Below are 24,538 nucleotides of genomic sequence, written 5' to 3'. Positions count from 1 at the left end.
AACGGAACGACCCCGGAGGTGAAGGCGTGGGATCCGCCGTCCTGCTCGTCGTCCCCCTGCTGCTGCTGGCCGTCGTGGTCGCCGCAGCCGCGCGGGTCCGCTCGTCGCCGCACGACGTGGCCTGGCTCGCCGGGGGCTGCCTCGTGCCCGCCGACGAGGAGACCGTCGTCCGCCGCTACCTCGCGCGGCACCGCACGCACCGGCTCGTCGGCGGCCTGATCGGCGTCGCGCTGGCCGTCGTCGTCGGCATCCGCTGGTACGGCACGGTGCGCCTGGGTGTGGGCGACCTCAGCCCGCTGGCCGACGTGCTCTTCCTCGGCGTCGCGGGCGTCGTCGTCGGGGCGCTCGTGGCCGAGTCGTTCCGGCTGCCGCGCACGCGCGGACCGGTCATCGCGTCCCTCGCCCCGCGCGAGCCGCTGCCCGGCGGGACGCACGTGCAGGTCGCGCGCGGTGTCGCTGCCGGTGCGGTCGCGGTGACCGCGGTCGCGCTGGTGCTCGGCAGCACCGGGCCTGTCGTCGCGTGCGTGCTGGGTGTCGCGGTCGTGGGGCTCGCCGAGCTCACGCGCGCCCGCGTCGACGGGCGTCGCCGACCGGTCCTGACGCCCCGCGCGGAGCGGCTCGACGCGCGGCTGCGAGCGTTCGCGGCGGGGTCCGTCGCGCACCTCGAGCTCTCGATGGCGGTGCTCACGCTGACCTGGGTCGTCTCCACGGCTGTGACGGCCGACGCCGGGTGGGGGTTCGTGCAGGTGGCGGCGGTGCTCGCCGGGCTCGTCCTGTCCGTGGTCCAGCTGCGCGCCGCCCGGCCGCGCCCGCCGCGCGGCTGGGAGCCGGGGTGGGCGCCGGCGTGATCGTCCAGGTCGACCCGGCGTCGTCGGTCCCGGTCTTCGAGCAGCTCCGCGAGCAGGTGGCGCGCCTCATCGCGTCCGGCGCGCTGCCCGTGGGCGCCCGGCTGCCGACGATCCGGCACCTGGCCGCCGACCTCGGCATCGCCCGCGGCACCGTGCAGCGCGTCTACGACGAGCTCGCCCGCGACGGGTGGGTGCGCTCGGCCGGGCGCCACGGCACCGTCGTCGCCGACGCCCGTCCGGCACCCGACGCCGGGGCGCTCGACGAGGCGGCCGACCGGCTGGCGCTCGTCGCCCTCCAGCTCGCCGTCCCGGGCCCTGACGCGCACGCCGCGCTCGACCGCGCGCTGGGCCGGCTCGGGCCCGACGGCGGGCGCCCGTCGTGACCGCGACCGTGTGGGTGGCCACGGCCGGGCGGGCGCAGGCCCGCGCCGTGCTGCACGGCGTTCTCGCCCGCGTGCTCGGCGTGCCGGCGGACGAGGTCGTGCTCGACCGGGAGCCCTGCGTCGGGTGCGGCGGCCCGCACGGGCGCCCCGTGCTGGGCGGCGGGCGCGACGACGTGCACTTCTCCCTGTCGTCGGGCGGCGGCCTGGTGCTCGTCGCGGTCGCCGACGTGCGCGTGGGTGTGGACGTCGAGGCCGTCCCGGAGGCGGCGCGCGCCCGGGCCGTGGCGGGGGTGCTCCACCCGCGCGAGCGTGCGCGCCTGGCCCGGGTCCCGGAGGCCGACCACCCGGCCGCGCTGGCCCGCGCCTGGGTGCGCACCGAGGCGTACCTCAAGGGCCTGGGCACGGGGCTGCAGCGCGACCCCGCGGCCGACGACCTCGACGACCCGGCCGGCGCCCCCCGGGGCTGGACGATCCACGACGTCCCCGTCGGCCCCGACGCCCGCGCAGCCGTCGCGCTCCGCGACCCGGGTGCCCGACCCCCGGCGATCACGAGATGGTCCCCGGAGGGCACCGGCGAGCCCGTCGTCCGTGGCGTCCGGCCCGGCCCAGGGCCGACGGATGACGGGGTCGCGGACGGGGGTGGGGACGAGGCCGGCGGGCCGGTCGGGCGGGGTCGACGTAGCGTGGACGGATGACACCCGCCGCACGCCTCGTCGACCTGGGCGTGCGCGCCTACCAGCGCCACCTGTCGCCCCGGAAGGGCTGGTCGTGCGCGCACCGCGTCGCGCACGGGGGTGCGTCGTGCTCCGCCGCCGTCCGGGAGGTCGTCTCGCGGCGGGGCGTGCTGCGCGGGGTCGCTCCCACGGTCGTCCGCCTCGCCGCCTGCGCCCAGGCGGCGCAGATGCTCGCGTCGAGCGACGTGCGCGGCGTGTGCTGCTGCGGCCCCGTCCCCATCCCGTTCCGGTTCTGACGCCCACGCCGCCGGTCAGCGGGTGTGGGGCAGGCGCTCCGCCAGCCAGGTGAGGGTCGCGTCGCGGTACCAGCGCTGGTGGGTGCGCAGGTAGGGGGACGTGTCGACCTCCGGGCGGGCCGACGCCTCGACGAAGTAGCCGGCGAGGGCCACGAGGAACGCGTCGACGTCCGCCGCCGGCGCGTCCCGGGTCAGCGGGTGCGCGGCGAGCAGCCCCTCGGCGTCGAGGCCGTCGCCGTGCGCACCCACCAGCAGCCCGACCGTGTCGACCCACGGTGCCCCGACGACCATCCAGCTCCAGTCGCAGACCAGCACCCGCCCGTCGTCGGCGAGCAGCAGGTTGTCGTCGCGCACGTCGAAGTGCACGGCCGTCGACCCGGCGCACGCCTGGCCGACGCGCGCCTCGAGGGTCGCCAGCTCGGGCACCCGGTCGCGCCACGCGGCGGGCACGAGGGCCGTGTCGAGGGTGCCCGACGCCAGGCCGCGCCACGTCGAGAGCTGGTCGTCGAGGTCCGCGACGGTCGGCAGGTCCAGCCCGTCGGGCGCGGGCGTGAGCGCCTCGGCCGCGGCCGTGAGCGTCGCCAGCGCGGCGTCGAGCTCGGCGGGCCGCCACGGCCGCACCGGAGTGCGCGAGGGCACGTCGTCGAAGGCCAGCACCTGCCAGCCGTCGACCAACTGCGCCCAGCGCAGCCGCGGTGCGGGGACCGTTGCGGGCAGCAGGGCCGCCACCGCGGCCTCCTGCGCGTACGACCCGGCCAGGTGCGGGTGGGCGACGGTGTCGAGGGCCTTGACGAACAGCGTCGTCCCGTCGGCGCAGCGCAGCCGGCTCGCGCACGCCGGCGTGAACCCGGCGTCCCGGCTGGTCGCGGCGACGACGGGTGACCCGGCGCGGCGCTCGACGAGCGCCCGCACCGCGGCCGGCACGTCGTCCCAGCGAGGGCGCTGCGCGGTCGCCTCGTGCGGGACGCGGGTCACGGGTCCTCCTGGTGCGCGGCCGTCGGTCGGGGAGCGACACGGTAGCGGCGCCATCCCGGGGCGGGCGACGAGATTCCTTCCGTGGTCCCGCCGCCCGTCCGCCGGCGCGCGGGCGGTCAGCCGATCGACCGCAGCCGGGGGACGAGGTCGGCGACGACCTGCTCGGTGAACGCGACCGGGTCGCCCGTGGGCGTGACCTGGACCTCCGTCACGCCGAGCGCCGCGTACCGCTCGGCTGCGGCCAGGGTCGCGTCGACGTCCGCCAGCACGGGCCCGCCCAGCAGCACGGTCTTGGTGATCGCGTCGTAGTCGCGGCCCTCCGTGTCGCAGTGCGCGCGGAGCACGTCGAGCTTGTGCGCGACCTCCTCGGGGGAGGTGCCGAACAGGTTGCACGCGTCGCCGTACCGGGCGACCAGCAGCAGCGTCTTCTTCTCGCCGCCGCCGCCGACGAGGATCGGCGGGTGCGGGCGGGTCAGCGGCTGCGGGGAGCTGAGCGTCTCGGCGAGCTGGTAGTGGGTGCCGGCGTAGGGGCCGTCGTCGTCGCTCCACATCTGCAGGCAGATCTGGAGCGTCTCCTCCAGGCGCTCGAACCGCTCCGCGACCGGGACGACCGGCACGCCGAGGCCGCGCTGCTCGCGCTCGTACCAGGACGCGCCGATGCCGAACCGGGTGCGCCCGCCGGAGAGCACGTCCACGGTCGCGACGGTCTTGGCGAGGATGCCGGGGTGGCGGTACATCACGCCCGTGACCAGCAGGCCGAGGGTCATCCGTGACGTCACGCCCGCGAGGAAGCCGAGTGTCGAGTACCCCTCGAGCATGGGCTCCTCGGCGGGTGCCATGCCGTCCATCTGGAAGAAGTGGTCCATGACGGTGAAGCTCGCGACGCCGCCGGCCTCCGCGACCTGCGCCGTGCGGGCCAGGGTGGGCGCGATCTGCGCCGTCGGGCCCGGGCTCGAGAAGCTCCAGTAGTGCACTCCGAGGTCGACCACGGCGGTCTCCGTCTCGTCGGTGGGGGCGGACCGGGCGGCCCGTCGCCACGCTAGGCGAAACCTGGACTGAGTACAAGATTGCACCGCGTCGTTCGACTCCGTGGGACAGTCCTCCCATGGAGGAGCCGACCACCGGGCTGCGCGCGCGCAAGAAGCAGGCCACGTGGACCGCGCTGCGCCGCGCCGCCCTCGACCTGTTCCGCGCGCACGGCTACGACGCCGTCACCGTCGAGCAGATCGCCGCCGCCGCCGGCGTCTCCCGCAGCACCTTCTTCAACTACTTCGCCGGCAAGGAGGCCGTCCTCTTCGACGGCGCCCCCGGCGAGCCCGCCGCCTGGCGCCCCCTCCTCGAGGCCCGACCCGACGACGAGCCGACCTGGGACGCCCTGTGCGCCGTGCTGCTCGGCGTCAGCGAGGGCCGCGCCGACCGCATGGACCTGGTCCGCGCGCTCAAGCAGACCTCGCCCGCGCTGATCGCGTACTCGTCCGACCTCGGCACCCGGTTCGCCGCCGACCTGCGCCGCTGGGCGACCGACCGCGTCCCGCCCGCCGAGCGCCCCGTCGCGGCGCTCGCCGTCAACCTCGCCCTCGCCGCGCAGCAGACCGCCTACGAGACGTGGGCGCCCGAGGCCCCGTACGACGACTACCTCGCCGCGCTGCGCACGTGCCTCGACCAGGTGCGACGCGGCATGGACCGTCCGGAGGCGCCACCGCCGGGGTGACGGGTCAGTCAGGCGGCGTCGCGGCGGATCGCGACCACCGTGACGTCGTCCTCCTGCAGGCCCGTGCCCTCGACACGGGCGAGCAGGCGGCGCACCGCCTCGTGCGACGTGGGCGCGTCGTGCGCGAGCGCCGCCACCTCGCCGAGCTCGTCGATGCTGCCGCCCAGCGCGTCGAGCACCCCGTCGCTGAACGACAGCAGCATCTCCCCCCGGGCCAGCGTGGTGCGCGACGTCGGGTACGGGGCGTCGGGCACCAGGCCCAGCGGCGGCCGGCCCGCCAGCAGGCGCGTGCGGGTCCCGTCGGGGTGCACGACCATGCTCAGCCCGTGGCCGGCGTCGGTGTAGCTGACCTCGCCCGTGGTCGGGCTCAGGTGCATCCGGACCGCCGTGATGAACGCCCCGACGTCCTGCAGCTCGGCGCTCAGCCGTCGCTCCGCGCGCGCCAGCACGGCCGCGACGTCGTCCGACGCGGACTGCTCGTGCAGGGTCGTGCGCAGCGTCGCCGCCAGGATCGCGGCGCCCGCGCCCTTGCCCATGACGTCCGCGAGCGTCACCACCAGGCCCGTCGGCGTCTCCTGCCAGTCGTAGAAGTCCCCGCCGACCGACCCGGCCGGGACGAACGCCGACGCCAGGTCGTAGCCCGCCAGGACCGGCAGCACCTGCGGGAGCAGCGCGCGCTGCACACGGGCCGCGATCGCGAGCTCCTGGTGCAGCGCGGTCACGTCGCGCAGCACGCTGACGACACCCCCGCCGTCCTGCGGGCGCATCGGCGTGCAGTTGAACCGCAGCACCCGCCCCTCGGGCACGTCGGCGTTGCGCACCACCACGTCGACGTCCCGCAGCGGCTGCCCCGTGGCCAGCGTGACCTGGTGGGGCAGCTCGGCGTCCGGCATCGGCGTCCCGTCGAGACGGTGCACCCCGAACAGCGCCGCGTTGCCGAGCAGCCCCTCGTCCGAGCGCCCGCCGAGCAGCGCCCGCGCCCGCGCGTTGCGCAGCAGCAGGCGGCCCTCGCCGTCGACGACGCCCAGGCCCTCGTCCATGGTGTCGACGACGGTCGTGAGCGTCTGTGCCTGCTGGCGGGCGTCGCGGCGGGCCTGCTCCGCCTCGCGCAACGACGCGTTGAGCTCCTCCTGCATGACCGCCAGCGCGAGCCCCACGAGCGCCACCATGCCCGTGAACAGGTGCGCCACGAGGATCCGGACCGTCGGGTCCTCGATCACGGCGAACGGGCCCACGCCGCCGAGCGTGATGACGACCGCCACGGCGCCGGTGACCGAGTCGTGCAGCACCACGAAGGGCAGGCTCAGGCGGACCCCCACCCAGATGGTCAGCCCGATGAGCGGGAACACGAGCGGCAGCCACGACAGCTCGAGGAACCAGACGACGTACATCACGGGCGACACGACGGCGACCACGGCGTACTCGACGACGGACCGGCGCGGCATCCGGTGCACGTACTCGTCGTCCCCGTGGCGGTGCGGCCACCAGATCCGCATGACGACGACCAGCGTGCCCACGGTGAACGAGCCCATCGTGTTGCGCGACACCCAGATGGTGACCTCGTCCCACGAGACGCCGGCCGGCGTCAGCGCGCGCGACGCCGCGATCGCCAGGCCCGACGCCAGCGACGCCCCCGCCCCCGCCAGCAGGAACCCCCACACGTCGTGCCGGTTCAGCGGTGCCCGGGCACGGCTGCGCCACGTCGCCGGGCAGAGCGGCCGCACGAGCGCGGCGAAGACCACGGCCTGGAGCATGTGGAAGGCGCCGATCGCGACGGCCACCGCCGGTGCGGTGCCCGTCGCCGCGGTGACGGCGGCGGTGAGGGCGAACCCCACGAGCACGTCGGGCCACGTGGAGCGGTCCGTGCGACGCACCAGCACCCACGCGGCCGCGACCCCCACGGCGGGCGCCGTCAGCGCGGTGTCCGTCCCGGCCAGGACGGTGTCACGGCCCGCCCAGACGGCGAGCGCGTACAGGACGGCGACCACCGCCCCGGTGAGCACGTCACGGCCCGGTCGCATCGCCCCTCCCCAGGTGGCACGTCCACGGCCAGCGTAGGTTCTCGGGCCCGAGCCCGCCCTGGCGGCCTGCGGGCGTGCCACGGCGTGCCACGCCCGCGCCCGTCGGGACGCCGGCGGGCCGCACCGCACCGGCGGCCCGGCCCGGCGGCGGGTGCCGCAGCCCCCGAGCGGCCGCGGCACCCCGGGTGTCAGTCCGCCAGGAACTCCAGGACGTCCGCGAGGAACGCCTCCTGGTAGGCGCCGACGATGCCGTGCGGCGCGCCCGGGTACACGCGCAGCGTGCCCAGCCGCACCAGGTCGATCGCGCGGTACGCCGCCGCCGCGATCGGGACGATCTGGTCGTCGTCGCCGTGCGCGATCAGGATCGGCACGTCGAGCGCCTTCAGGTCCTCGGTGAAGTCCGTCTCGGAGAACACCTTCACGCAGTCGTACGCCGCCTGCAGGCCGGCCAGCATGCCCTGCCGCCAGAAGTCGTCGCGCTGCCCCTGGGAGACCGTCGACCCCTCCCGGTTCGCGCCGAAGAACGGCACCGCGAGGTCCTGGTAGAACTGCGAGCGGTCGGCCAGGACCCCCGCGCGGATCCCGTCGAACGCCTCGATCGGCGTGCCCTCGGGGTTCGCGGGCGACTGCAGCATCACCGGCGGCACCGCACCGGCGGTGACGACCTTCGTGACCCGGCCGGCACCGTGCCGCGCCGCGTAGCGGACGACCTCGCCACCCCCGGTGGAGTGGCCGACCACCGCCAGGTCCGTCAGGTCGAGGGCCTCGACGAGCGTCGCGAGGTCCGCCGCGTACGTGTCCATGTCGTGCCCCGCGCTCGTGCGGGTGGACCGGCCGTGACCGCGCCGGTCGTGCGCGATCGCGCGGTAGCCGTGGTCGGCGAGCACCTTCAGCTCGTGCTCCCAGGCGTCCGAGCACAGCGGCCAGCCGTGGCTCAGCACGACCGGGCGGCCCTGGCCGTGGTCCTGGTAGTAGATCTCGGTGCCGTCGGCCGTGGTGATCGTGGGCATGCGGGTCTCCTTCGCCAGAGGGGACGGTCGACGGGCCCACCGGCGCAGGGCTGGAGCCGACACGCCGGGCTGGAGGTCGCGACCCGCACGGGGCGGTGTGCCCCGCGTCGCCGTCCTGGCACGATCGAACCGCGCAGCGCCGCGCACCCACCAGGAAGAACACCGGCAGGACTGGCGACGGACCTGCCCCGGCGAGAGGGGGCGGCGTGGACGGGGACGGGCTCGGCGCGCTGCTGCGGCAGCACCGCCAGGACGCGGACCTGACGATCGAGCAGCTGGCGGACGCCTCGGGCGTCAGCGACCGCGGGATCGGCGACATCGAGCGCGGCGTCAGCCGCGGCCCCCAGCACCGGACCGTCGTCGCGCTCGCGGACGCGCTCGGCCTCGACGACGACGCGCGGGCGGCCCTCCTGCGCGCCGCCCGCGCGGGGCGGCGCCGGTCGCCCGCCCCGGCCCTGCACGCCCTGCCGCTGCCGCGGCCCGTGGGCGACTTCACCGGGCGCGGGCGTGAGCGGCAGGTGCTGGGGACGGCGCTGCGGCGCGGCGCACCGGGCGGTCCGTCGCCGCTGGTCGTCGTCACGGGTCCGCCCGGCTACGGCAAGACCACGCTCGGCGTGCAGGTCGCGCGGGACGTGCGCGAGGCGTTCGACGACGCCCTCTTCGTCGACCTGCGCGGCGTCGACGAGGTGCCGGTGCCCGCGGACGAGGTGGTCCGCCGCGTGGGCGAGGCCCTCGCCCCCGGCACCACGCCCCTCGACGCCGCCGCCGCGGGCCGGCACGTGCAGGTGCTGCTCACGGGCCGGCGCGTGCTCCTGGTGCTCGACAACGCCGCGTCGGAGGCCCAGGTGCGTCCCGTGGTGCCGCCCGAGGGCCCGGCGGCGGTGCTGGTGACCAGCCGGCGCGCCCTCGCGGGCCTCGACGGCGTCACCCGCGTGGTGCTCGACCGGCTCGACCCGCGGGACGCGGTGGCGCTGCTCGACCGGATCGCGCCCGGCCGCGGGGGGCCGGGCGACCTGGAGCGGCTGGCGGAGCTGTGCGACGGGGTGCCGCTCGCTCTGCGCGTCGCCGGCAACCGCGTGACCGCCCGGCCCGGCTGGGGCGTCGCGCACCTCGCGCACCGCCTCGGCGCCGACGAGCGCCGCCTCGACGGGCTCGCCGCGGGCGACCTGCGGGTGGCGGCAGCGTTCCTCTCCTCGTACGAGCAGCTCGGGTCGGGCGCGCAGCGGCTGTTCCGCCGGCTGGGGCTGCTCGACGCCCCGGACGCGGGGCCGGAGGTCGCGTCCGCTCTGGTCGGCGCCGACCTGTGGCGCACCGAGGACCTCCTCGACGAGCTGGTCGACCTCAGCCTGCTCCAGCACCGCCCCGGCGACCGCTACCAGCTGCACGACCTGCTCCGCCTGTTCGCGCGGCACGAGCTCGAGCGCCAGGAGGGGCCCGACGGGACGGCGCAGGTGCGCGCGGCCCTCGACGCCCGCGTGCTCGGGGCGGTGGTCGCCCTCGGGCGGTGGTTCGAGCCCGACCTGGAGCCGGTCGCGTCGGACGACGACCTCGTCGCCGCGCAGGGACCTGACGACGCGGGTGCGTGGCTGCGCGCGGAGGCCCCGACGTGGACCGCGGCGCTGCGCCGCGCGGCCGCGCACGGCGAGCACGCCCGCGTCGTCGAGGTCGCCGACGCGCTGCACTGGTTCTCCGACCTGTGGGCCCACGGCGGGCCCTGGCTCGAGGTCTTCACGCTCTCGGCGGCGGCCGCGCACGCGCTGGGCGACGACCGGCTGGTGGCCGTGCACGAGGGCTACCTCGCCTGGGTGCACATGGAGTGCCGCAGCGACGTGACGACGGCGCTGGTCCACGCGGAGCGCGCCGAGCGGGCGGCGGCCGGCACCGGGGACGACCGGGTGCTGGGGTGGGCCTGCCACTACCTCGCGTGGATCCGCTCGCGTGCCGGCGACCTCGACCGCGCGGCCGTCGACGCCCGCCGCGCCGTCGACCACCTCGGCGCTGCGGGCGACCGCGAGGGTGTCCCGCAGGCGATGCTCGCCCTCGCCGGCGTGCTGGTCCGCCAGGGCGACGTCGAGGGGGGTGTCGACGTCGTGCGGCGCACGATCCTCACGCTCGAGGACCCCCGGACCCGGCCGCGCGCGCAGGTGGCGGTCTTCACGGACGGCAGCGCCCAGCTGTACCTCGCCGCGTACCTCGCGCTGCTGGGCCGGTGGGACGAGGTGCACGCGGCCGCCACCCGCGGGCTCGAGGTCGCGGCCGAGCTCGGCCTGGTCCGCACGGCGGCGGGCGGGCACCTGCACCGGGGCTGGGCGGCGCTCGAGCGGGGCGACCCCGCCGCCGCCGTCGTCGACCTGCGGACGGCGCTCGCGCTGCGCGAGCAGATGCACGACGCGCAGGGCGCGACCCGCGCAGCCGAGCTCCTGGCCCGCGCCGAGGCCCTGCTCGGGACGTGAGGTGCCGGTCCGGGGGAGTGCGGCCCCGGTCAGCCGGCGCGGTGGTGCGGCGGCGTCTCGTAGAGGGCGTGCTCGGTGTGCTGCAGCACGTTGGTGACGAGGGCCGCGACGTGCTCGTCGGGCTGGCCGTACCAGACGGTCGTGCCGTCGCGGCGGGCGGTGACGAGCCGGCCCGCGCGCAGCCGTGCGAGGTGCTGGGACACGGCCGGGACGGGGCGGTCGAGGGCCTCGGCGATCGCGGTCACGGACATCTCGGTGCCGTCGAGCATGGCGAGCACGGCCAGGCGCGTGCGGTCCGCGAGCAGGCGCAGCACGTCGACGGCGTGCGCGAGCTCGACGTCGGGCGGCACGGCGGCCGGGGGAGGTGCCGTCGTCGAGGCGTCCGTGGTGGGGGTGTCCACGCCACCATGCTGGCACGTGCTCACGCGGGGGCGGCGGCCGGGGCGTCGTCCGGCACGGGTGCGGGGGTGCGCGGCCACAGGGACGCGCCGAGGGCGGTGCCGGCGGCGGCCACGACCGCGGCGACGGCGGCCGCGGCGCCGGGGCCGTGCACGCCGACCCACCCGACGAGCGGGTAGGTCACCAGCCAGCAGGCGTGCGAGAGCGAGAAGTGCGCGGCGAACGTCGCCGGCAGGTCGGCCGGTGCGACGCTGCGGCGCAGGATCCGCCCGGCGGGCGTCTCGACCGCGGCCCAGCCGACGCCGACGAGCACCCAGAGCGCCCCCACGACGACGAGCCCCGCGGGGGCGGGCGGGGCGAGCAGGACCGCGGCGGCGGCGACCGTGGTGGCGGTCAGCAGGGCCGCGCCGGCGAGCATGACGACGCGGTCGGTGCGGCGGCGCAGCACGCGGGGCAGGGCCACGGCGGCGGCCATGGAGCCGGCCCCGTGCACGGCGAGCAGCACGGCGACGAGCGCCTCGGGGCGGTCGAACGTGGTGCGCACGACCACCACGGTCTGCACCAGGACGAGCGCGCCGGCGGCGGCCACGGCGAGGTCGAGGGCCAGCAGGGCCCGCAGCGCGGGGGTGCGGGCGAACAGCGCGACGCCGCGCCGTGCGGCCTGCCCGAACGGCACCGGCCCGCCGTCGGCACCGCCGCCGACGCGTGGCACCGCGGTGGCGGCCACCAGGACGGCCGACGCGGCGAACCCGAGCGCGGTGCCGCCGAACAGCGCGCCCGCCGGGACGACGAGCAGGAGCGCGGCGGCCAGCACGGGGGACAGCACGGCCTCGAGGTCGTACGCGAGCCGGGACAGCGACAGGGCGGCGGTGTAGTCGTCCTCGTCGGTCAGCACGTCGGGGATCACCGAGCGGAACGTCGGCGTGAAGGTGGCTGACGCGGCCTGGAGCACGACGATCAGCAGGTAGACGTGCCAGACCTCGGAGACGAAGGGGAGCGCGGCGGCTGCGACCAGGCGCAGCAGGTCGGCACCGACCATGACGGTGCGGCGGGGCACGCGGGCGAGGGCGGCCGTCGCCAGCGGCGCGACCAGCACGTACGCGACCATCTTGACGGCCAGCGCGGTGCCGAGGACGGCCCCCGCCCCGGCGGGGTCGAGCTCGTAGGCGAGCAGCCCGAGCGCGACGGTGGCCAGCCCGGTCCCGGCGAGCGCGACGACCTGGGCGACGAAGAGCCGGCGGTACACGGGGTGGGCGAGGGCGCGGAGCACCGGCCGATCATGGTGCCTTCTTGCGTCTGTGCGCAAGAAGGCAACCACGGGTCCGGGCGGACCCGTGCCCCCGGGTCGGCGTCGCCGGCGCCCGACGCGCCGGCGTCAGCGCTCGATGCGCAGCAGCACGCGGTCCGGTGCCCGGCCGCGCAGCCTCTCCACGACCGCGATCGCCCGGTACCGCCACCCGTACTTGCGCGCGAGCGCCGCATCGGCGGACGGCCCGGCCTCCTCGGGCGTCAGCACCCGCGCCCGCGCGCGGACCGCGGGCGCCGCGGGGTCGACGCGGCCGCGCATCGTGCAGGGTCTCAGCTCGACGCGCGGGTCGTGGGCGAGGCGCTTGACCTTGCCGCTCTCGCCGTCGGTCGTCACGACGAGCGCGTCGCCGTCGCGGGCCACCCAGACGGGTGAGGGCACGCGCGTGCCGGAGCGGCGGAAGGTCACGAGCTGGACGTACGTCTCGTCGCCGAGGGCGAGGAGCGGTTCAGGGCTGGGACCGGGCACAGGATCGGGTGCGGGAGGGGGCACGGCGGGATACTCGTCTGACGTCTGCGCGGAGTCAACCCTCCTGCGACGTGTGTCGACGCGGATGAGCACAGGGGGGGCGCCGTGGACGTCGGACGACCGTTCCCACGCCCGTCGCTCACCGGACCAGGTACGGCTCCGGCGAGAACGTGCCGTTGGCGTCCCGGAACTCCTGCGTGGTGCCGGGCCACAGCAGCGTCAGCCGCCCGCTGCGCGGGTCCACGTACCAGGAGCGGCACCCCGTCATCCACACCGTGCCGCGCGCCATCGCGTCGATGCGCGCCGTGTACGCCGCCTCCGCCTGCGCGCTCACCTCGAGCACCGGTGCGCCCGGGGCCGTCAGGTGCCGCACCGCGCCCAGCACGTAGTCGATCTGCGCCTCGATGAGCGCGACGCCCGACGAGTGGCCGAGGGCCGCGTTCGGCCCGTCGACGAGGAACATGTTGGGGAACCCGTGCACCGCCGTCGACGCGTACGCCGTCATGCCGTCCGCCCAGTGCTCGGCCAGCGTGCGCCCGCCGCGGCCCCGGACCCGCGGCGCGTACGGCGGGTCCGCCGCCGCGAACCCGGTGGCCAGCACCAGCACGTCCAGCGCGTGCACCGCGCCGTCGGCCGCCACCACGTGCCCGGGCCCGACGCGGGCCAGCGGCGAGGGGTGCAGCCGCACGTGCGGGCGGCGCAGCGCCGGGTAGTAGTCGTCCGAGAGCAGCACGCGCTTGCAGCCGACCTCGTGGTCCGGGGTCAGCGCGTCCCGCAGCGGACCGGGCGGCACCTGCGCGTGCAGGTGGTCCAGGGCGCGTCCGCGCAGCGCCGCGGACGCCTCCGGCTCCCGCCGCCGCGCCGCGTGCCCGGGCTCCAGCACCGCGGCCTCGCGCTCCCGCAGCGCCGTGATCGCCCCGGGGTCGGCCGCGAATGCCGCCCGCTCGGCCGCGCTGTACGGCCGGTCCTCGCGGGGCACGACGTACGGCGCCGACCGCTGCAGCACCACGAGCTCGCGCGCGCGGCCCGCCAGCGCGGGCACGAGCTGCACCGCCGAGGCCCCCGTGCCGACGACGCCCACCCGCGCACCGTCGACCGGCACGTCGTCGTCCCACCGCGCGGAGTGCACCACCGGACCGCCGAACGCGCCCAGGCCCGGCACGGCGGGCAGTCGGGGCTCCGTCAGCCGGCCCGTGGCCAGCACGAGCACGCGCGCGTCGACCCGGCCCGTCGGGGTGTCCACGTGCCACCGGCCCGCGTGCGGGTCCCAGACCATCTGCTCCGCCGGGCTGCCCAGCCGCACGTGGTCCAGCACGCCCTCGTCGCGCGCGACCGTGCGCAGGTACTCCTGGATCTCGGCGCCCGGCGCGTACGTGCGCGACCACCCCGCGTGCGGCGCGAACGACAGCGCGTACAGGTGCGACGGGATGTCGCACGCGACCCCGGGGTACCGGTTGTCGCGCCACGTGCCGCCCACGTCGTCCGCGCGCTCGAGCACCACGACGTCGGTCAGGCCCGCGCGCCGCAGCCGGGTCACCAGGCCGATCCCCGCGATCCCGGCCCCGACGACCACGACGTCGGCGGACGTGGCACGCGGCGCGGCCGTGACCGCCCGCCGCTCGACCGTCGGCGCGCTCACCGGGCCGACCCCGGTGCGGCGACCCGCGCCGCCACCGGCTCCGCCGTGCTCGTCGGGGTGCCGTACGTCGTCGACCGCCGCCGCACGCGCCGCCCCAGCGTCGCGGCCACCCGGGCCACGTCCGCCTCCGTCAGCTGCAGGCCCTGCTCCGGCCCGGCGTCGGGGCGCAGCGTCCCGTCCAGCAGCACCCCGCCCAGGTCGTCCGCACCGCCCGCGAGCACCGCCAGCGCCCCGTCGACCCCGAGCTTGGGCCAGGCCGCCTGCACGTGGTCCACCCGCCCGTGCAGCGCGAGGCGCGCCACCGCGTGCACGGCCCGCGTCTCGCGCGGCGACGGCCCGCCCCGCGTCCGGCGCGCCACGTGCGCCGGCGCGTCGCCCGGCACGAACGGCATGGGGATCAGCTCGGTGAATCCACCCGTCTCGTCCTGCAGCGCCGCGAGCAGGCGCAGGTGCCGCACCACGTGCTCCGGGCCCTCGAGGTGCCCGTAGACCAGCGTCGACGTGGACCGCAGACCCGCCCGGTGCGCCGTCCCGACCAGGTCCAGCCAGTCCGCGACCGACACCTCCTGCCCGTCCGAGAGCACCGCCCGCAGCGCGTCGTCGAGGATCCGCGCCCCCGTGCCGGGCACGGTGTCCACGCCCGCGTCCCGCAGCGCCGCCGCGTACGTCGCCCGCGTCGTCCCGGTCCGTCGCGCGCCGTCGTCGACCTCCGCGGGCCGGAACGCGTGCAGGTGCACCCCGGGCCGCGCCGCCTTGACCGCCCGGGCCAGGTCGAGGTACCCCTCGGGCCCGGCCGACACCGGGACGGCGCCCTGCGCGCAGATCTCCGTGGCGCCGAGCGACCAGGCCTCGTCGACCAGCGCGGCGACCTCGGCCGGCCCCAGCGCGTCGGGCCGCTCGTCGCCGTCCCCCCGCCACAGCGTCGCGTCCAGGTTCCGGTTCACCACGTACGTCAGCTCCGCGCCGACGACGTCCGCCCGCACCGCGTCGGCCAGCACCGTCAGCGCGTCGAGGTCGGCGCCGTCCGCGCCCAGCAGCGTCGCGTACTGGGCGTCCGTCAGCCCCGCGGGGTCGTCCTCGGCGCGCGCGAGCGCCCGGCGCACGTCGTCGACGAGCACCGCAGGCCCGCCCGTCCCCGGCCTGCCCGTGCCCGGCCCGACCACCGCCGTGCCGGCCAGCACGACCGGCCGCCACGGCACGCCCCGCACGGGCGCCTGCTCGTCGGCGAGGCCCGTCGGGTCGGCGTGCGCGGCGACGTGCGCGTGCAGCGCCGGGTCGAGCCAGCGCTCGCGGTCGCGCACGAACGGCGCGTGCACGGTCAGCCGCTGGCGCAGCGTGAACCCGCTCGCTGCGGTCAGGCGCGCGAGGTCGTCCAGGTGCGGCCAGGGCCGCTCGGGGTTGACGTGGTCGGGCGTGAGCGGGCTGACCCCGCCCCAGTCGTCGACGCCCGCGCGCAGCAGCAGCGCGAGCTCGCCGGCGTCGGTGAGGTTGGGCGGCGCCTGGACCACGGCGTCGGGGCCGAGCAGCAGGCGGGTCACCGCGACGGCGGCCACGTACTCCTGCGTGCCGAGGTCGGGGGCGCCCTGCATGGCCGTGCGGGGCTTGGCGCGGAAGTTCTGCACGATCGTCTCCTGCACGTGCCCGAACCGGGCGTGCACGTCACGGATCGCCAGCACGGTCTGCACGCGGTCGGCGTACGTCTCGCCGATGCCCAGCAGCAGGCCGGTGCTGAACGGCACGCGCGAGCGGCCCGCGTCCGCCAGCACCCGCAGCCGCACCGCGGGGTCCTTGTCGGGGGAGCCGAAGTGCACGTTGCCGCGCACCGCCCACAGGTCGCGCGACGTCGTCTCCAGCATCATGCCCATCGACGGCGACACGGGCCGCAGCCGCTGCAGCTCGCCCCACGTCATGACGCCGGGGTTCATGTGCGGCAGCAGGCCCGTCTCGGCCAGCACCCGCGTGCCCAGGTGGTGCAGATACTCCACGGTGGAGGCGTACCCGCGGGCGTCGAGCCACTCCCGGGCTGCGGGCCAGCGGTCCTCGGGCCGGTCGCCGAGCGTGAACAGCGCCTCCCGGCAGCCGAGCCCCGCCCCCTGCGCGGCCAGCGCGACGACCTCGTCGGCCTCCATGTACGGCGCGATCCCGCGGCGCGCGAGCCCGCCGGGGGTGTCGACGAAGACGCAGTAGTGGCACCGGTCGCGGCACAGGTGCGTGACCGGCACGAACACCTTGCGCGAGTACGTGACCACGCCCGCGCGCCCGCGGGCGGCGAGCCCGGCGTCGCGGACGCGACCGGCGGCGTCGAGCAGCGCGTCGAGGTCGTCGCCGCGGGCGTGCAGCAGGACCTCGGCGGTCGCGGCGTCCGGGGCGGTGCCGTCCGCGACGGCGGCCAGCGCGTCCGCCACGGCGGCGGGCGCGGGCGGCGGGACGGGGGAGGGGAGCGGAGTGCGCACGGGCAGGCCTCGGCGGGGTCGGGGACGACGGCCGGGCCCAGTCCAGGCCCTTGCGGGGACCCAGGACCAGGCCCCATCTGCGGACTCGCGGCCATCCTAGGCGCCCGTGCTGCCGCCCCGGTCGGCGAGCCACCCGTCCATCTCCTCGGCCGTGGTCGGTGCCGTGGTCGGGAACGGCCGCACGTGCACCGGCTGCCGCGTCGCCTCGCCGCCGCGCCCGGGCACGGCGGACACGCGCGCGGCGATCTCCACGGCCCGGGCCTCGTCCGCGACGTCGACGACGTGGAAGCCGGCCAGCCACTCGTGGACCTCGGCGAACGGGCCGTCGGCGACCTCGGTGGCGCGCCCGTCGGAGCGGACGACCCGGGCGCGGTCGGGCAGGGTCAGGACGGTCAGCGACACCAGCTCCCCGGACGCGCGCAGCTCGTCGTTGAGCGCGTCGTAGTGGGCCAGGTGGGCGGTGGTCTCGGCAGCCGACCAGCGGTCCATCGGTGCGGGGTCGTCGCCGGGGGCGAACGTGACGCCGATCAGGTAGCGGGGCATGGCCTCTCCTCCGGGCCCGGCGGGACGGCGGCGCCGTCGGGTCGGCCGGACCCTCGCGGTCATGACGCGCGGGCGTGCGCGATCTCGACACCGTCCGCGCACGGGCGTCAGCGGGTGCTCGCACGCTCCAGCAGGCGGACGGGCAGCACGAGGTGCTCGGGGTCGGCGCGGTCGCCCGACGCGCGCCGGTCGAGCAGGCGCAGCGCGTGCTCGACGAGCAGGTCGTGCCGCGGGTCGACGGTGGTCAGGGCGGGCCACAGGTGCTCGCCGAGGCTCAGCGCGTCGAAGCCGACGACCTGCACGTCGCCCGGCACGGACCGCCCGTGGCTGTGCAGCGCGGCGAGCGCGCCCATCGCCACCTGGTCCGTCACCGCGAACACGGCGTCGAGCGCGAGCCCCTCGGCCAGCGCGCGGTCGACGGCGGCCCGGCCCTCGGCCATCTCCAGCGCGGGCGCGGGCAGCACCAGGCGCTCGTCGACGGGGACGCCGGCGGCCTCGTGGGCCTCGCGCCAGCCCTGGGTGCGGGTGCTGGAGACGCCGGGCTCCTCGTCGAGCGCGCCGCCGACCACCGCGACGCGGCGGGCCCCCCGGGCCAGCAGGTGCGCGGTGGCCAGGCGCGCGCCCTCGACGTTGCCGAGCATGACGTGGTCGAACCGCGCGGGCATGGGCCGCTCGCCGAGCAGCACCATCGGCAGGTCGCCCTGGAGACGGTCGACGTCGGCGTGCTGGAGCCCGACGACCGACAGGAGCACCCCGTCGTACATCTGCAGCCGGGCCTGGGACAGCGCGGTGAGCTCGCCCTCCTTGGAGGCGCCCGTCTGCTCCAGCACGAGGTGGCGGCCGCCGGGTGCCAGCGCCGTGGCGAACCGGGCGGCGAGGTCGCCGAAGTACGGGTGGTCGAGGCGCGGCACGGCGAGGGCGATCGTGCCGCTGCGGCCGGCCCGCAGCCGGCGGGCCGTGAGGTTGACCTCGTAGCCGAGCGCGTCGACGGCGTCGAGGACGCGCTGCCGGGTGGCGGGCGCGACCCGGGGGCGGCCGTTGACGGCGTTCGAGGCGGTCATGACGGAGACCCCGGCGGCGGCCGCGACGTCCTTGAGCGTGGGGACGCCCCCTGACCTCATCGCGTGCCTCCCGGTCCTGCCCGGCCCCTTGACGGGCCGGTGCGGTCCCGAGCATATTCGGACCTGCACACTGTGGTGTATCGATACAGCACGGCGTGCGCGTCCCCGGGGCGTGCACCGGCACCCCCTCGTCCAGCCAGGGAGCCCCGTGCCCACGCTCACCGCCGTCATCGACCTCGACCTGCCCGGCGCCACCATCAGCCGGCACGTCTACGGCCACTTCGCCGAGCACCTCGGCCGCTGCATCTACGGCGGCTTCTGGGTGGGCGAGGACTCGTCCGTCCCGAACGTCCGGGGCATCCGGGCCGACGTGGTGGAGGCCCTGCGCGCCATCCGCATCCCCAACCTGCGCTGGCCGGGCGGCTGCTTCGCCGACGACTACCACTGGCGCGACGGCATCGGCCCCCGCAACCAGCGGCCGCGCATGGTCAACTCCCACTGGGGCGACGTCGTCGAGGACAACTCCTTCGGCACCCACGAGTTCATGGACCTGTGCGAGATGCTCGACGCCGAGCCCTACGTCAACGGCAACGTCGGCTCCGGCACGGTGCGCGAGATGAGCGAGTGGGTCGAGTACCTCACGCGCGGCGACGACTCCCCGATGGCCGCGCTGCGACGGCAGAACGGGCGCGACGAGCCGTGGACGGTGCCGTTCTTCGGCATCGGCAACGAGCCGTGGGGCTGCGGCGGCAACATGTCCGCCGAGCACTACGCCGACCTGGCCCGCCAGTACGCCACCTACGTGCGCAACCACGGCGACAACACCGTCTACAAGATCGCCGCGGGGGCCAACTCCGACGACTACGCCTGGACCGAGGCGCTGATGAAGGTCTCGTCCAAGCTCGGCTGCGGCTGCGACCCGCGCGGGTTCTTCCAGGGCGTCTCGCTGCACTACTACACGATCAACGGCGACTGGGACGACAAGGGCGACGCCACCCGGTTCAGCACCGACGACTGGTACGTGACCATGAAGCGGGCCCGGCGCATCGAGGAGCTCGTGCGCGGCCACGCCAACGTCATGGACGCGTACGACCCCGAGCGGCGCATCGGCCTCGTCGTCGACGAGTGGGGCACCTGGTGGAACGTCGAGGACGGCACCAACCCCGGCTTCCTGTACCAGCAGAACACCCTGCGCGACGCCCTCGTCGCCAGTGTGCACCTCGACGTCTTCCACCGGTACGCCCACCGGGTCTCGATGGCGAACATCGCCCAGACCGTCAACGTGCTCCAGGCGATGCTCCTCACCGACCCCGAGACCGGCGCCCTCGTGCTCACCCCCACGTACCACGTGTTCGCCATGAACACGGGCCACCACGACGCCGGTGCGCTCGACGTCCGGTTCAAGGGCGAGGTCCCCACCCGCACGGTCGAGGGCGCGCAGGTGCCGCTGCTCTCGGCGTCCGCGTCGACCAAGGACGACTCCGCGCTGGTGTCGCTGTCGAACCTCGACGCCGACGAGGCGACGACCGTGGTGCTCGACCTGCGGGGCCGCGACGTCACCGGGCACACCGCCCAGGTGCTCACCGCCCCCGCCCTGCAGGCGCACAACACGGCCGAGCACCCGGACGCCGTCGCCCCGGCGCCGCACACCGGCGTGCGCCCGCACCCGCAGGGCCTCGAGGTCGACCTGCCCGCGCACTCCTACGTGACGGTGCAGCTCGCCCTCGCCTGACGTGCGGTGCGGTCCCGCGCCGCGGCGCGCGGGGCCGCGCCGGGCACCCGGTGCGGGAGGGTGACGGCGGGGTGACCGGCGCGTGGCGGCCGGGAGGGCGTGGGGCGACGAGCGGCTGACGGCTCGGTGACCTGCGTGAACGTTGGTCGAACAGGCCTGCAACGTTCCCGCTGGCGGGCGGTTCGTCCGGTTCGGTGTGGCTACGTTCGGCGAGGTCGGACCACCCCCGGGGAGCACCCGGACGGCGGTCGGACCCGGTGCGCGGACCCTCCCGCACCGCCCGCGCCGGTCACCCCGGCGCCGGACCCCCAGCCCGCACGGAAGACACACCCATGGCCGCCGTCCTCGCACCACCCGGCACCGGCGCCGTCACCCCGCCCCGCCCCGCGCCCCGGCGCACCGGCACCACCCGGCGCCGCCGCGCGCTGGGCTGGTTCGCGCTGCTCGCCGGCCCGAACGTCGCCCTGCTCGTCCTGTTCGTCTACAAGCCGCTGGTCGAGAGCTTCTACCTGTCGACCATGCAGTGGAACCTCGGCTCGCCCGTCGCCCGGTTCGTCGGGCTCGGCAACTACGTCGAGTGGTTCACGGCGGACTCCACGGCGCAGGTGCTCACCACCACCGCCGTGTTCACGGTCGTCACCGTCGGCGGCGCGCTCGCGCTGGGCCTCGGCCTCGCGCTGCTGCTCGACCGCCGCCTGCCCGGCCGGGGCCTCGCCCGCACCGTGGCGTTCGCGCCCTACGTGCTGTCCGGGTACGCCGTCGGCATCCTCTGGCTGTTCATCTTCGACCCCCGGTACGGGCTCATGGCCACCGTGCTCGGGTGGTTCGGCGCCACGTCGCCCCAGTGGTACACGGCCGAGCCGTGGCCGCTGGTCATGATCGTCGTGGTCTACCTGTGGAAGAACCTCGGCTACGTCGCGCTCATCTACCTGGCCGGGCTGCAGGGCGTGCCGCAGGACCTGCGCGACGCGGCCGCCCTCGACGGCGCCACGCCCGCCCGCACGCTGCGCTCGGTCGTGCTGCCGCTGCTCGCGCCCACCAGCTTCTTCCTGCTCGTCACCATGATGCTCGCGTCGCTGCAGTCCTTCGACGTCATCAAGGCCATGACGCAGGGCGGGCCGCTGGGCAGCACGACCACGCTGATGTACCAGATCTACCAGGAGGGCTTCGTCAACGGCCGCGCCGGGTACGCGTCGGCCGGCGCGACGATCCTCTTCGTCCTGCTCCTCGCGGTGACCGCGGTCCAGATGCGCCACCTCGAGCGGAAGGTGCACTACGCATGAGCGTGCAGACCGCCCCCCGCCCGGCCGCCGACGCCGCCGGGCCGCCCCGCCCGCCCGCACCCGCCCCGCGTCCCACGGCCCCCGGCGCCCGCCGCCGCACGCCCCGCGCCCTGCTCCTCGACGCCACCGGCTGGGTCACCATGACCCTGGCCTCGCTCGTCCTCGGCGCCCCGCTGCTGTGGATGCTGCTCGCCAGCCTCAAGGCCCCCGACGAGCTGTACCGCCTGCCCCTGCAGTGGCTGCCCGAGAGCCTGGACCTGGCCAACTACGCGCAGGCCGCCGGCACCGTCCCGCTCGGCCAGCTCTTCGCCAACAGCGTCGGCCTCACGATCGTCGGCGCGGGCCTCAAGGTCGTCCTCGGCCTGTGCTGCGCCTACGCCCTGGTGTTCCTCGACGTGCCGTTCCGGCGCACCGTGTTCTACGTCGTCATCGCGGCCCTCATGATCCCGCCGCAGATCACGATCATCCCCAACTACACGTTCGTCGCGAGCCTCGGCTGGCTCAACACCTACCAGGGGATCCTCGTGCCCGGCCTGGCCAGCGCGTTCGGCACCTTCCTGTTCCGGCAGCACTTCCTCTCGCTGCCGGCCTCCGTGCTCGAGGCCGCCGAGCTCGACGGCGCCGGGCACTGGCGCCGCCTGTGGCGGTTCGTCGTCCCGATGTCCCTGCCCACGGTCGCCGCGGTCGGCCTCGTCTCGGTCGTCACCGAGTGGAACGACTACCTGTGGCCGTTCCTCGTCGTCGACGACGCCCGCAAGATGACCCTGCCGGTCGGCCTGACCCTCCTGCAGAACATCGACGGCATGACGAACTGGGGCGTGCTGCTCGCCGCGACCGTCGTCGTGACCCTGCCGATCCTGCTCGTCTTCCTGCTCCTGCAGCGCCGGCTCGTCGCCGGCCTGACCACCGGAGCCGTCACCGGCTGACGCCGACGACCCGGGCACCCGCCCGGCCACCGACCCCGGGCCGCACGGCCCGGCCGGTCGCGCGCGCCCCCAGCCGTGCGCGACCACCTCGCAGTCCCACCCCGCACGACCACACCCGAGGAGACACCCGTGTCCCACCCCGTGCCGACCCGCCGCCGCGTGCGGCGTCCGTCGACCCTCGTGCTCGGCGCGCTCGCGGCCGTCGGCGCCCTGACGCTCACGGCCTGCACCGCGCCCGGCCTCGCCTCGGACGGCGAGACCCAGGCCGGCGAGACCGAGTCCGTCGACTGGTCGCAGGTCGAGCCCGCCTCCGAGATCACCTGGTGGAGCAACCACCCGGGTGCGTCGCAGGAGGTCGAGGAGGAGCTCATCGCCCGGTTCGAGGCCGAGCACCCCGAGATCTCGGTCAACCTCGTCACCGCCGGCGCGAACTACGACGAGGTGGCCCAGCGCTTCCAGGCCGCGTCGCAGACCGACGCGCTGCCCGACCTGGTCATCTCCTCCGACGTCTGGTGGTTCCGCTACCACCTGAACGACCAGATCATGCCGCTCGACGACGTCTTCGAGCACCTGGGCTCCGACACCGACGACTACGTCTCGGCGTTCTACGGCGACTACGAGTACGAGGGTCAGCACTGGGCCGCGCCGTACGCGCGCTCGACGCCGCTCTTCTACTACAACAAGGACATGTGGGAGGCCGCCGGCCTGCCCGACCGCGGCCCCGAGACGTGGGCCGAGCTCGCCGAGTGGTCGGCGGACCTCGAGGGCCAGGTCGCCGCGGACTCCAAGCCGTTCGGCCTGTCGACCGGCCCGTCGTGGGCCGCGTGGTGGTTCGAGAACATGATCTGGGGCCAGGGCGGCCAGTACTCCGACGAGTGGGAGACGACGCTCGACACCCCCGAGGCGATCGCCGGCGGCGAGTTCCTGCGCGACCTGTTCCACGGCGACGACGCGATCGCCACGGTCTCCGAGGACTCCACCGTCGACTTCTCCGCGGGCGTCGTCGCGGCGACGATCGGCTCGACGGGCTCCCTCAAGGGCATCCTCGACGCGGCGGACTTCGAGGTCGGCACGGCGTTCCTGCCCGACGGCCCCGACGGCGGCGGCGTGCCGACCGGCGGCACCGGCCTGGCGATCCCGGCCTCGCGCACCCCGGAGCGGCAGCTCGCGGCGGCGATGTTCCTGCAGTTCATCACCGACACCGAGCAGACCGCGTACTTCTCGCAGAACACCGGCTACATGCCCGTGCGCACCTCGGCCATCGAGTCCGAGGAGATGCAGGCGGTGTACGAGCAGACCCCGCAGTTCCGCACCGCGGTCGACCAGCTCGGCGAGAAGGCCCGGTCGCAGGACTGGATCCGGGTGTTCGTGCCCGGCGCCGACCAGATCCTCACCGAGGGCATCGAGGAGATCGTCCTGCGGGGCACCGACCCGAAGACGGCGTTCGAGCAGATCACGCCGGACATCGAGACCGCGTACCGTGAGAACGTGGAGCCCTACCTGTGACCCTGGTCGTCGCGCACCGCGGGAACTCGTCCGTCGCGCCGCAGAACACCCTCGCCGCCTTCGAGGCGGCGTGGGCGGCGGGCGCCGGTTCGATCGAGCTGGACGTGCAGCTGACCGCTGACGGGCACGTCGTCGTGATCCACGACGACACGCTCGACGCCACGACGGACGGCACGGGGCGCGTCGACGCCACCGACCTCGCCGCCGTGCGCGCCCTCGACGCCGGCGCGTGGTTCGCGCCCGCGTACGCGGGGCAGCGGGTGCCGACGTTCGACGAGGTCCTCGACCTGCTCCTGCACCGCCCGGGCATCGACCTGCTCATCGAGCTCAAGGACGCCTGGACGCCCGACGACGTCCGCAAGGTCACCGACCCCGTGCTGGCCGCGGGGCTCGGCGACCGGGTGGTCGTGCAGAGCTTCTGGCCGCAGACGGTCGCCGCGCTCCGGGACGTCGCTCCCGGCCTGCGTCGCGGCCTGCTCATCGGCGAGGTGCGAGACGACCTGCTCGAGACGTGCCGCGAGCTCGACGTCATGACGTGCAACCCGCACGGGCTGCTGCTCGTGCTGCACCCGGACGTCGTGGCACGTCTGCACGCCGCCGGCCTGCAGGTCATGGTGTGGACGCTCGACGAGCCCGACCAGTGGGAGCAGGCGCTCGAGCTGGGGGTCGACGCGATCATCACCGACCGCCCCGACCGCCTGGTCGGCTGGCTCGCGGCGCGCGCCCCGGCGCTGTCCGCCGTCCCGGACGTCGCCGTGCTGGACACGACGGCGCTGGACACCCCGGCGATCGACGCCAGGGGCGACGGGCGGGACGGGCTCGGACCGGACGACGTGACGGTCGTCGCGTAG

Annotated in this window: 22 protein-coding genes; 11 read left to right on the top strand and 11 right to left on the bottom strand. The window is 76.2% G+C overall.

All coding sequences use genetic code 11. From position 1 onward, the window contains the following. The first annotated feature begins 26 nt into the window (after positions 1-26). The 4 genes from BKA21_RS20185 to yidD are packed head-to-tail and all read left to right on the top strand — an operon-like array spanning position 27 to position 2,201. A complete protein-coding gene (locus BKA21_RS20185) occupies positions 27-848 on the top strand; it encodes a hypothetical protein (protein WP_140458163.1) in 822 nt (273 codons plus the stop codon). After that, positions 833-1,231, top strand: coding sequence for a GntR family transcriptional regulator (locus tag BKA21_RS20180; protein WP_239072858.1), 399 nt, complete (start codon positions 833-835; stop codon positions 1,229-1,231). Before BKA21_RS20185 ends, BKA21_RS20180 begins: the two co-directional genes overlap by 16 nt. Continuing rightward, a complete protein-coding gene (locus BKA21_RS10620; RefSeq protein WP_140458162.1) occupies positions 1,228-1,926 on the top strand; it encodes a 4'-phosphopantetheinyl transferase family protein in 699 nt (232 codons plus the stop codon). Before BKA21_RS20180 ends, BKA21_RS10620 begins: the two co-directional genes overlap by 4 nt. Continuing rightward, entirely contained in the window at positions 1,923-2,201 is a 279-nt protein-coding gene (gene yidD, locus BKA21_RS10615; protein WP_140458161.1) for a membrane protein insertion efficiency factor YidD, read from the top strand. The genes BKA21_RS10620 and yidD overlap by 4 nt, the downstream gene beginning before the upstream one ends. A gap of 15 nt (positions 2,202-2,216) precedes the next feature. Here yidD and BKA21_RS10610 read toward each other — a convergent pair whose 3' ends face one another. After that, positions 2,217-3,176, bottom strand: a complete 960-nt coding sequence (locus BKA21_RS10610) for a phosphotransferase family protein (protein WP_140458160.1) — start codon at positions 3,174-3,176, stop codon at positions 2,217-2,219. Between the two features lie 116 nt (positions 3,177-3,292). Beyond that, positions 3,293-4,165: an LLM class F420-dependent oxidoreductase gene (locus tag BKA21_RS10605; RefSeq protein WP_140458159.1), complete on the bottom strand. Its 873-nt coding sequence runs from the start codon at positions 4,163-4,165 to the stop codon at positions 3,293-3,295. 116 nt (positions 4,166-4,281) lie between these two features. Here BKA21_RS10605 and BKA21_RS10600 point away from each other — a divergent pair, with 116 nt between their 5' ends. After that, entirely contained in the window at positions 4,282-4,887 is a 606-nt protein-coding gene (locus BKA21_RS10600) for a TetR/AcrR family transcriptional regulator (RefSeq protein ID WP_140458158.1), read from the top strand. An 8-nt stretch (positions 4,888-4,895) separates the two neighbouring features. On the opposite strand, the gene BKA21_RS10595 is transcribed toward BKA21_RS10600, so the two are convergent. After that, a complete protein-coding gene (locus BKA21_RS10595; protein ID WP_140458157.1) occupies positions 4,896-6,908 on the bottom strand; it encodes a SpoIIE family protein phosphatase in 2,013 nt (670 codons plus the stop codon). A gap of 188 nt (positions 6,909-7,096) precedes the next feature. Further along, positions 7,097-7,918 (bottom strand): alpha/beta fold hydrolase, encoded by an 822-nt coding sequence (locus tag BKA21_RS10590; RefSeq protein ID WP_140458156.1) that lies wholly within the window; start codon positions 7,916-7,918, stop codon positions 7,097-7,099. A 206-nt stretch (positions 7,919-8,124) separates the two neighbouring features. Between BKA21_RS10590 and BKA21_RS10585 the strand changes: the two genes are divergently transcribed. Continuing rightward, the gene (locus BKA21_RS10585; protein ID WP_140458155.1) at positions 8,125-10,371 is read left to right on the top strand and encodes an ATP-binding protein; all 2,247 of its coding nucleotides are present in this window, start codon (positions 8,125-8,127) and stop codon (positions 10,369-10,371) included. Positions 10,372-10,400: 29 nt separating this feature from the next. On the opposite strand, the gene BKA21_RS10580 is transcribed toward BKA21_RS10585, so the two are convergent. The 7 genes from BKA21_RS10580 to BKA21_RS10550 all read right to left on the bottom strand — a co-directional run bounded on the left by BKA21_RS10580 (position 10,401) and on the right by BKA21_RS10550 (position 18,300). Next, a complete protein-coding gene (locus BKA21_RS10580; RefSeq protein WP_239072859.1) occupies positions 10,401-10,772 on the bottom strand; it encodes an ArsR/SmtB family transcription factor in 372 nt (123 codons plus the stop codon). 20 nt (positions 10,773-10,792) lie between these two features. Continuing rightward, a complete protein-coding gene (locus tag BKA21_RS10575) occupies positions 10,793-12,040 on the bottom strand; it encodes an MFS transporter (protein WP_140458154.1) in 1,248 nt (415 codons plus the stop codon). Positions 12,041-12,145: 105 nt separating this feature from the next. After that, positions 12,146-12,568: a PPOX class F420-dependent oxidoreductase gene (locus tag BKA21_RS10570; RefSeq protein ID WP_239072860.1), complete on the bottom strand. Its 423-nt coding sequence runs from the start codon at positions 12,566-12,568 to the stop codon at positions 12,146-12,148. A gap of 115 nt (positions 12,569-12,683) precedes the next feature. Beyond that, positions 12,684-14,183, bottom strand: coding sequence for a flavin-containing monooxygenase (locus tag BKA21_RS10565; RefSeq protein WP_140458153.1), 1,500 nt, complete (start codon positions 14,181-14,183; stop codon positions 12,684-12,686). After that, positions 14,180-16,636 carry a 7,8-didemethyl-8-hydroxy-5-deazariboflavin synthase CofG gene (gene cofG, locus BKA21_RS10560; protein WP_239072861.1) on the bottom strand — a complete coding sequence of 819 codons (2,457 nt, stop codon included), beginning with the start codon at positions 16,634-16,636 and terminating at the stop codon, positions 14,180-14,182. The genes BKA21_RS10565 and cofG overlap by 4 nt, the downstream gene beginning before the upstream one ends. Before the next feature lie 96 nt (positions 16,637-16,732). After that, positions 16,733-17,179, bottom strand: coding sequence for a YciI family protein (locus BKA21_RS10555; RefSeq protein WP_140458151.1), 447 nt, complete (start codon positions 17,177-17,179; stop codon positions 16,733-16,735). 107 nt (positions 17,180-17,286) lie between these two features. Beyond that, complete coding sequence (locus tag BKA21_RS10550; RefSeq protein WP_140458150.1) at positions 17,287-18,300, bottom strand: LacI family DNA-binding transcriptional regulator; 1,014 nt, start codon at positions 18,298-18,300, stop codon at positions 17,287-17,289. Between the two features lie 148 nt (positions 18,301-18,448). On the opposite strand from BKA21_RS10550, the gene BKA21_RS10545 reads away from it, so the two are divergent. From BKA21_RS10545 to BKA21_RS10525, 5 genes are all read left to right on the top strand, one after another. Continuing rightward, positions 18,449-19,972, top strand: coding sequence for an alpha-N-arabinofuranosidase (locus BKA21_RS10545; protein WP_140458149.1), 1,524 nt, complete (start codon positions 18,449-18,451; stop codon positions 19,970-19,972). A 332-nt stretch (positions 19,973-20,304) separates the two neighbouring features. Further along, positions 20,305-21,255 carry a carbohydrate ABC transporter permease gene (locus BKA21_RS10540; RefSeq protein WP_140458148.1) on the top strand — a complete coding sequence of 317 codons (951 nt, stop codon included), beginning with the start codon at positions 20,305-20,307 and terminating at the stop codon, positions 21,253-21,255. Continuing rightward, the gene (locus tag BKA21_RS10535; RefSeq protein ID WP_140458147.1) at positions 21,252-22,181 is read left to right on the top strand and encodes a carbohydrate ABC transporter permease; all 930 of its coding nucleotides are present in this window, start codon (positions 21,252-21,254) and stop codon (positions 22,179-22,181) included. Before BKA21_RS10540 ends, BKA21_RS10535 begins: the two co-directional genes overlap by 4 nt. Before the next feature lie 129 nt (positions 22,182-22,310). Next, the gene (locus tag BKA21_RS10530; RefSeq protein ID WP_140458146.1) at positions 22,311-23,687 is read left to right on the top strand and encodes an ABC transporter substrate-binding protein; all 1,377 of its coding nucleotides are present in this window, start codon (positions 22,311-22,313) and stop codon (positions 23,685-23,687) included. Continuing rightward, positions 23,684-24,538: a glycerophosphodiester phosphodiesterase gene (locus tag BKA21_RS10525; protein WP_140458145.1), complete on the top strand. Its 855-nt coding sequence runs from the start codon at positions 23,684-23,686 to the stop codon at positions 24,536-24,538. The genes BKA21_RS10530 and BKA21_RS10525 overlap by 4 nt, the downstream gene beginning before the upstream one ends.

The organism is Cellulomonas oligotrophica, assembly GCF_013409875.1.
GTDB lineage: Bacteria > Actinomycetota > Actinomycetes > Actinomycetales > Cellulomonadaceae > Cellulomonas > Cellulomonas oligotrophica.
Note: the sequence above shows the minus strand (reverse complement) of the source record. Positions and strands in the feature narration are given on the sequence as shown.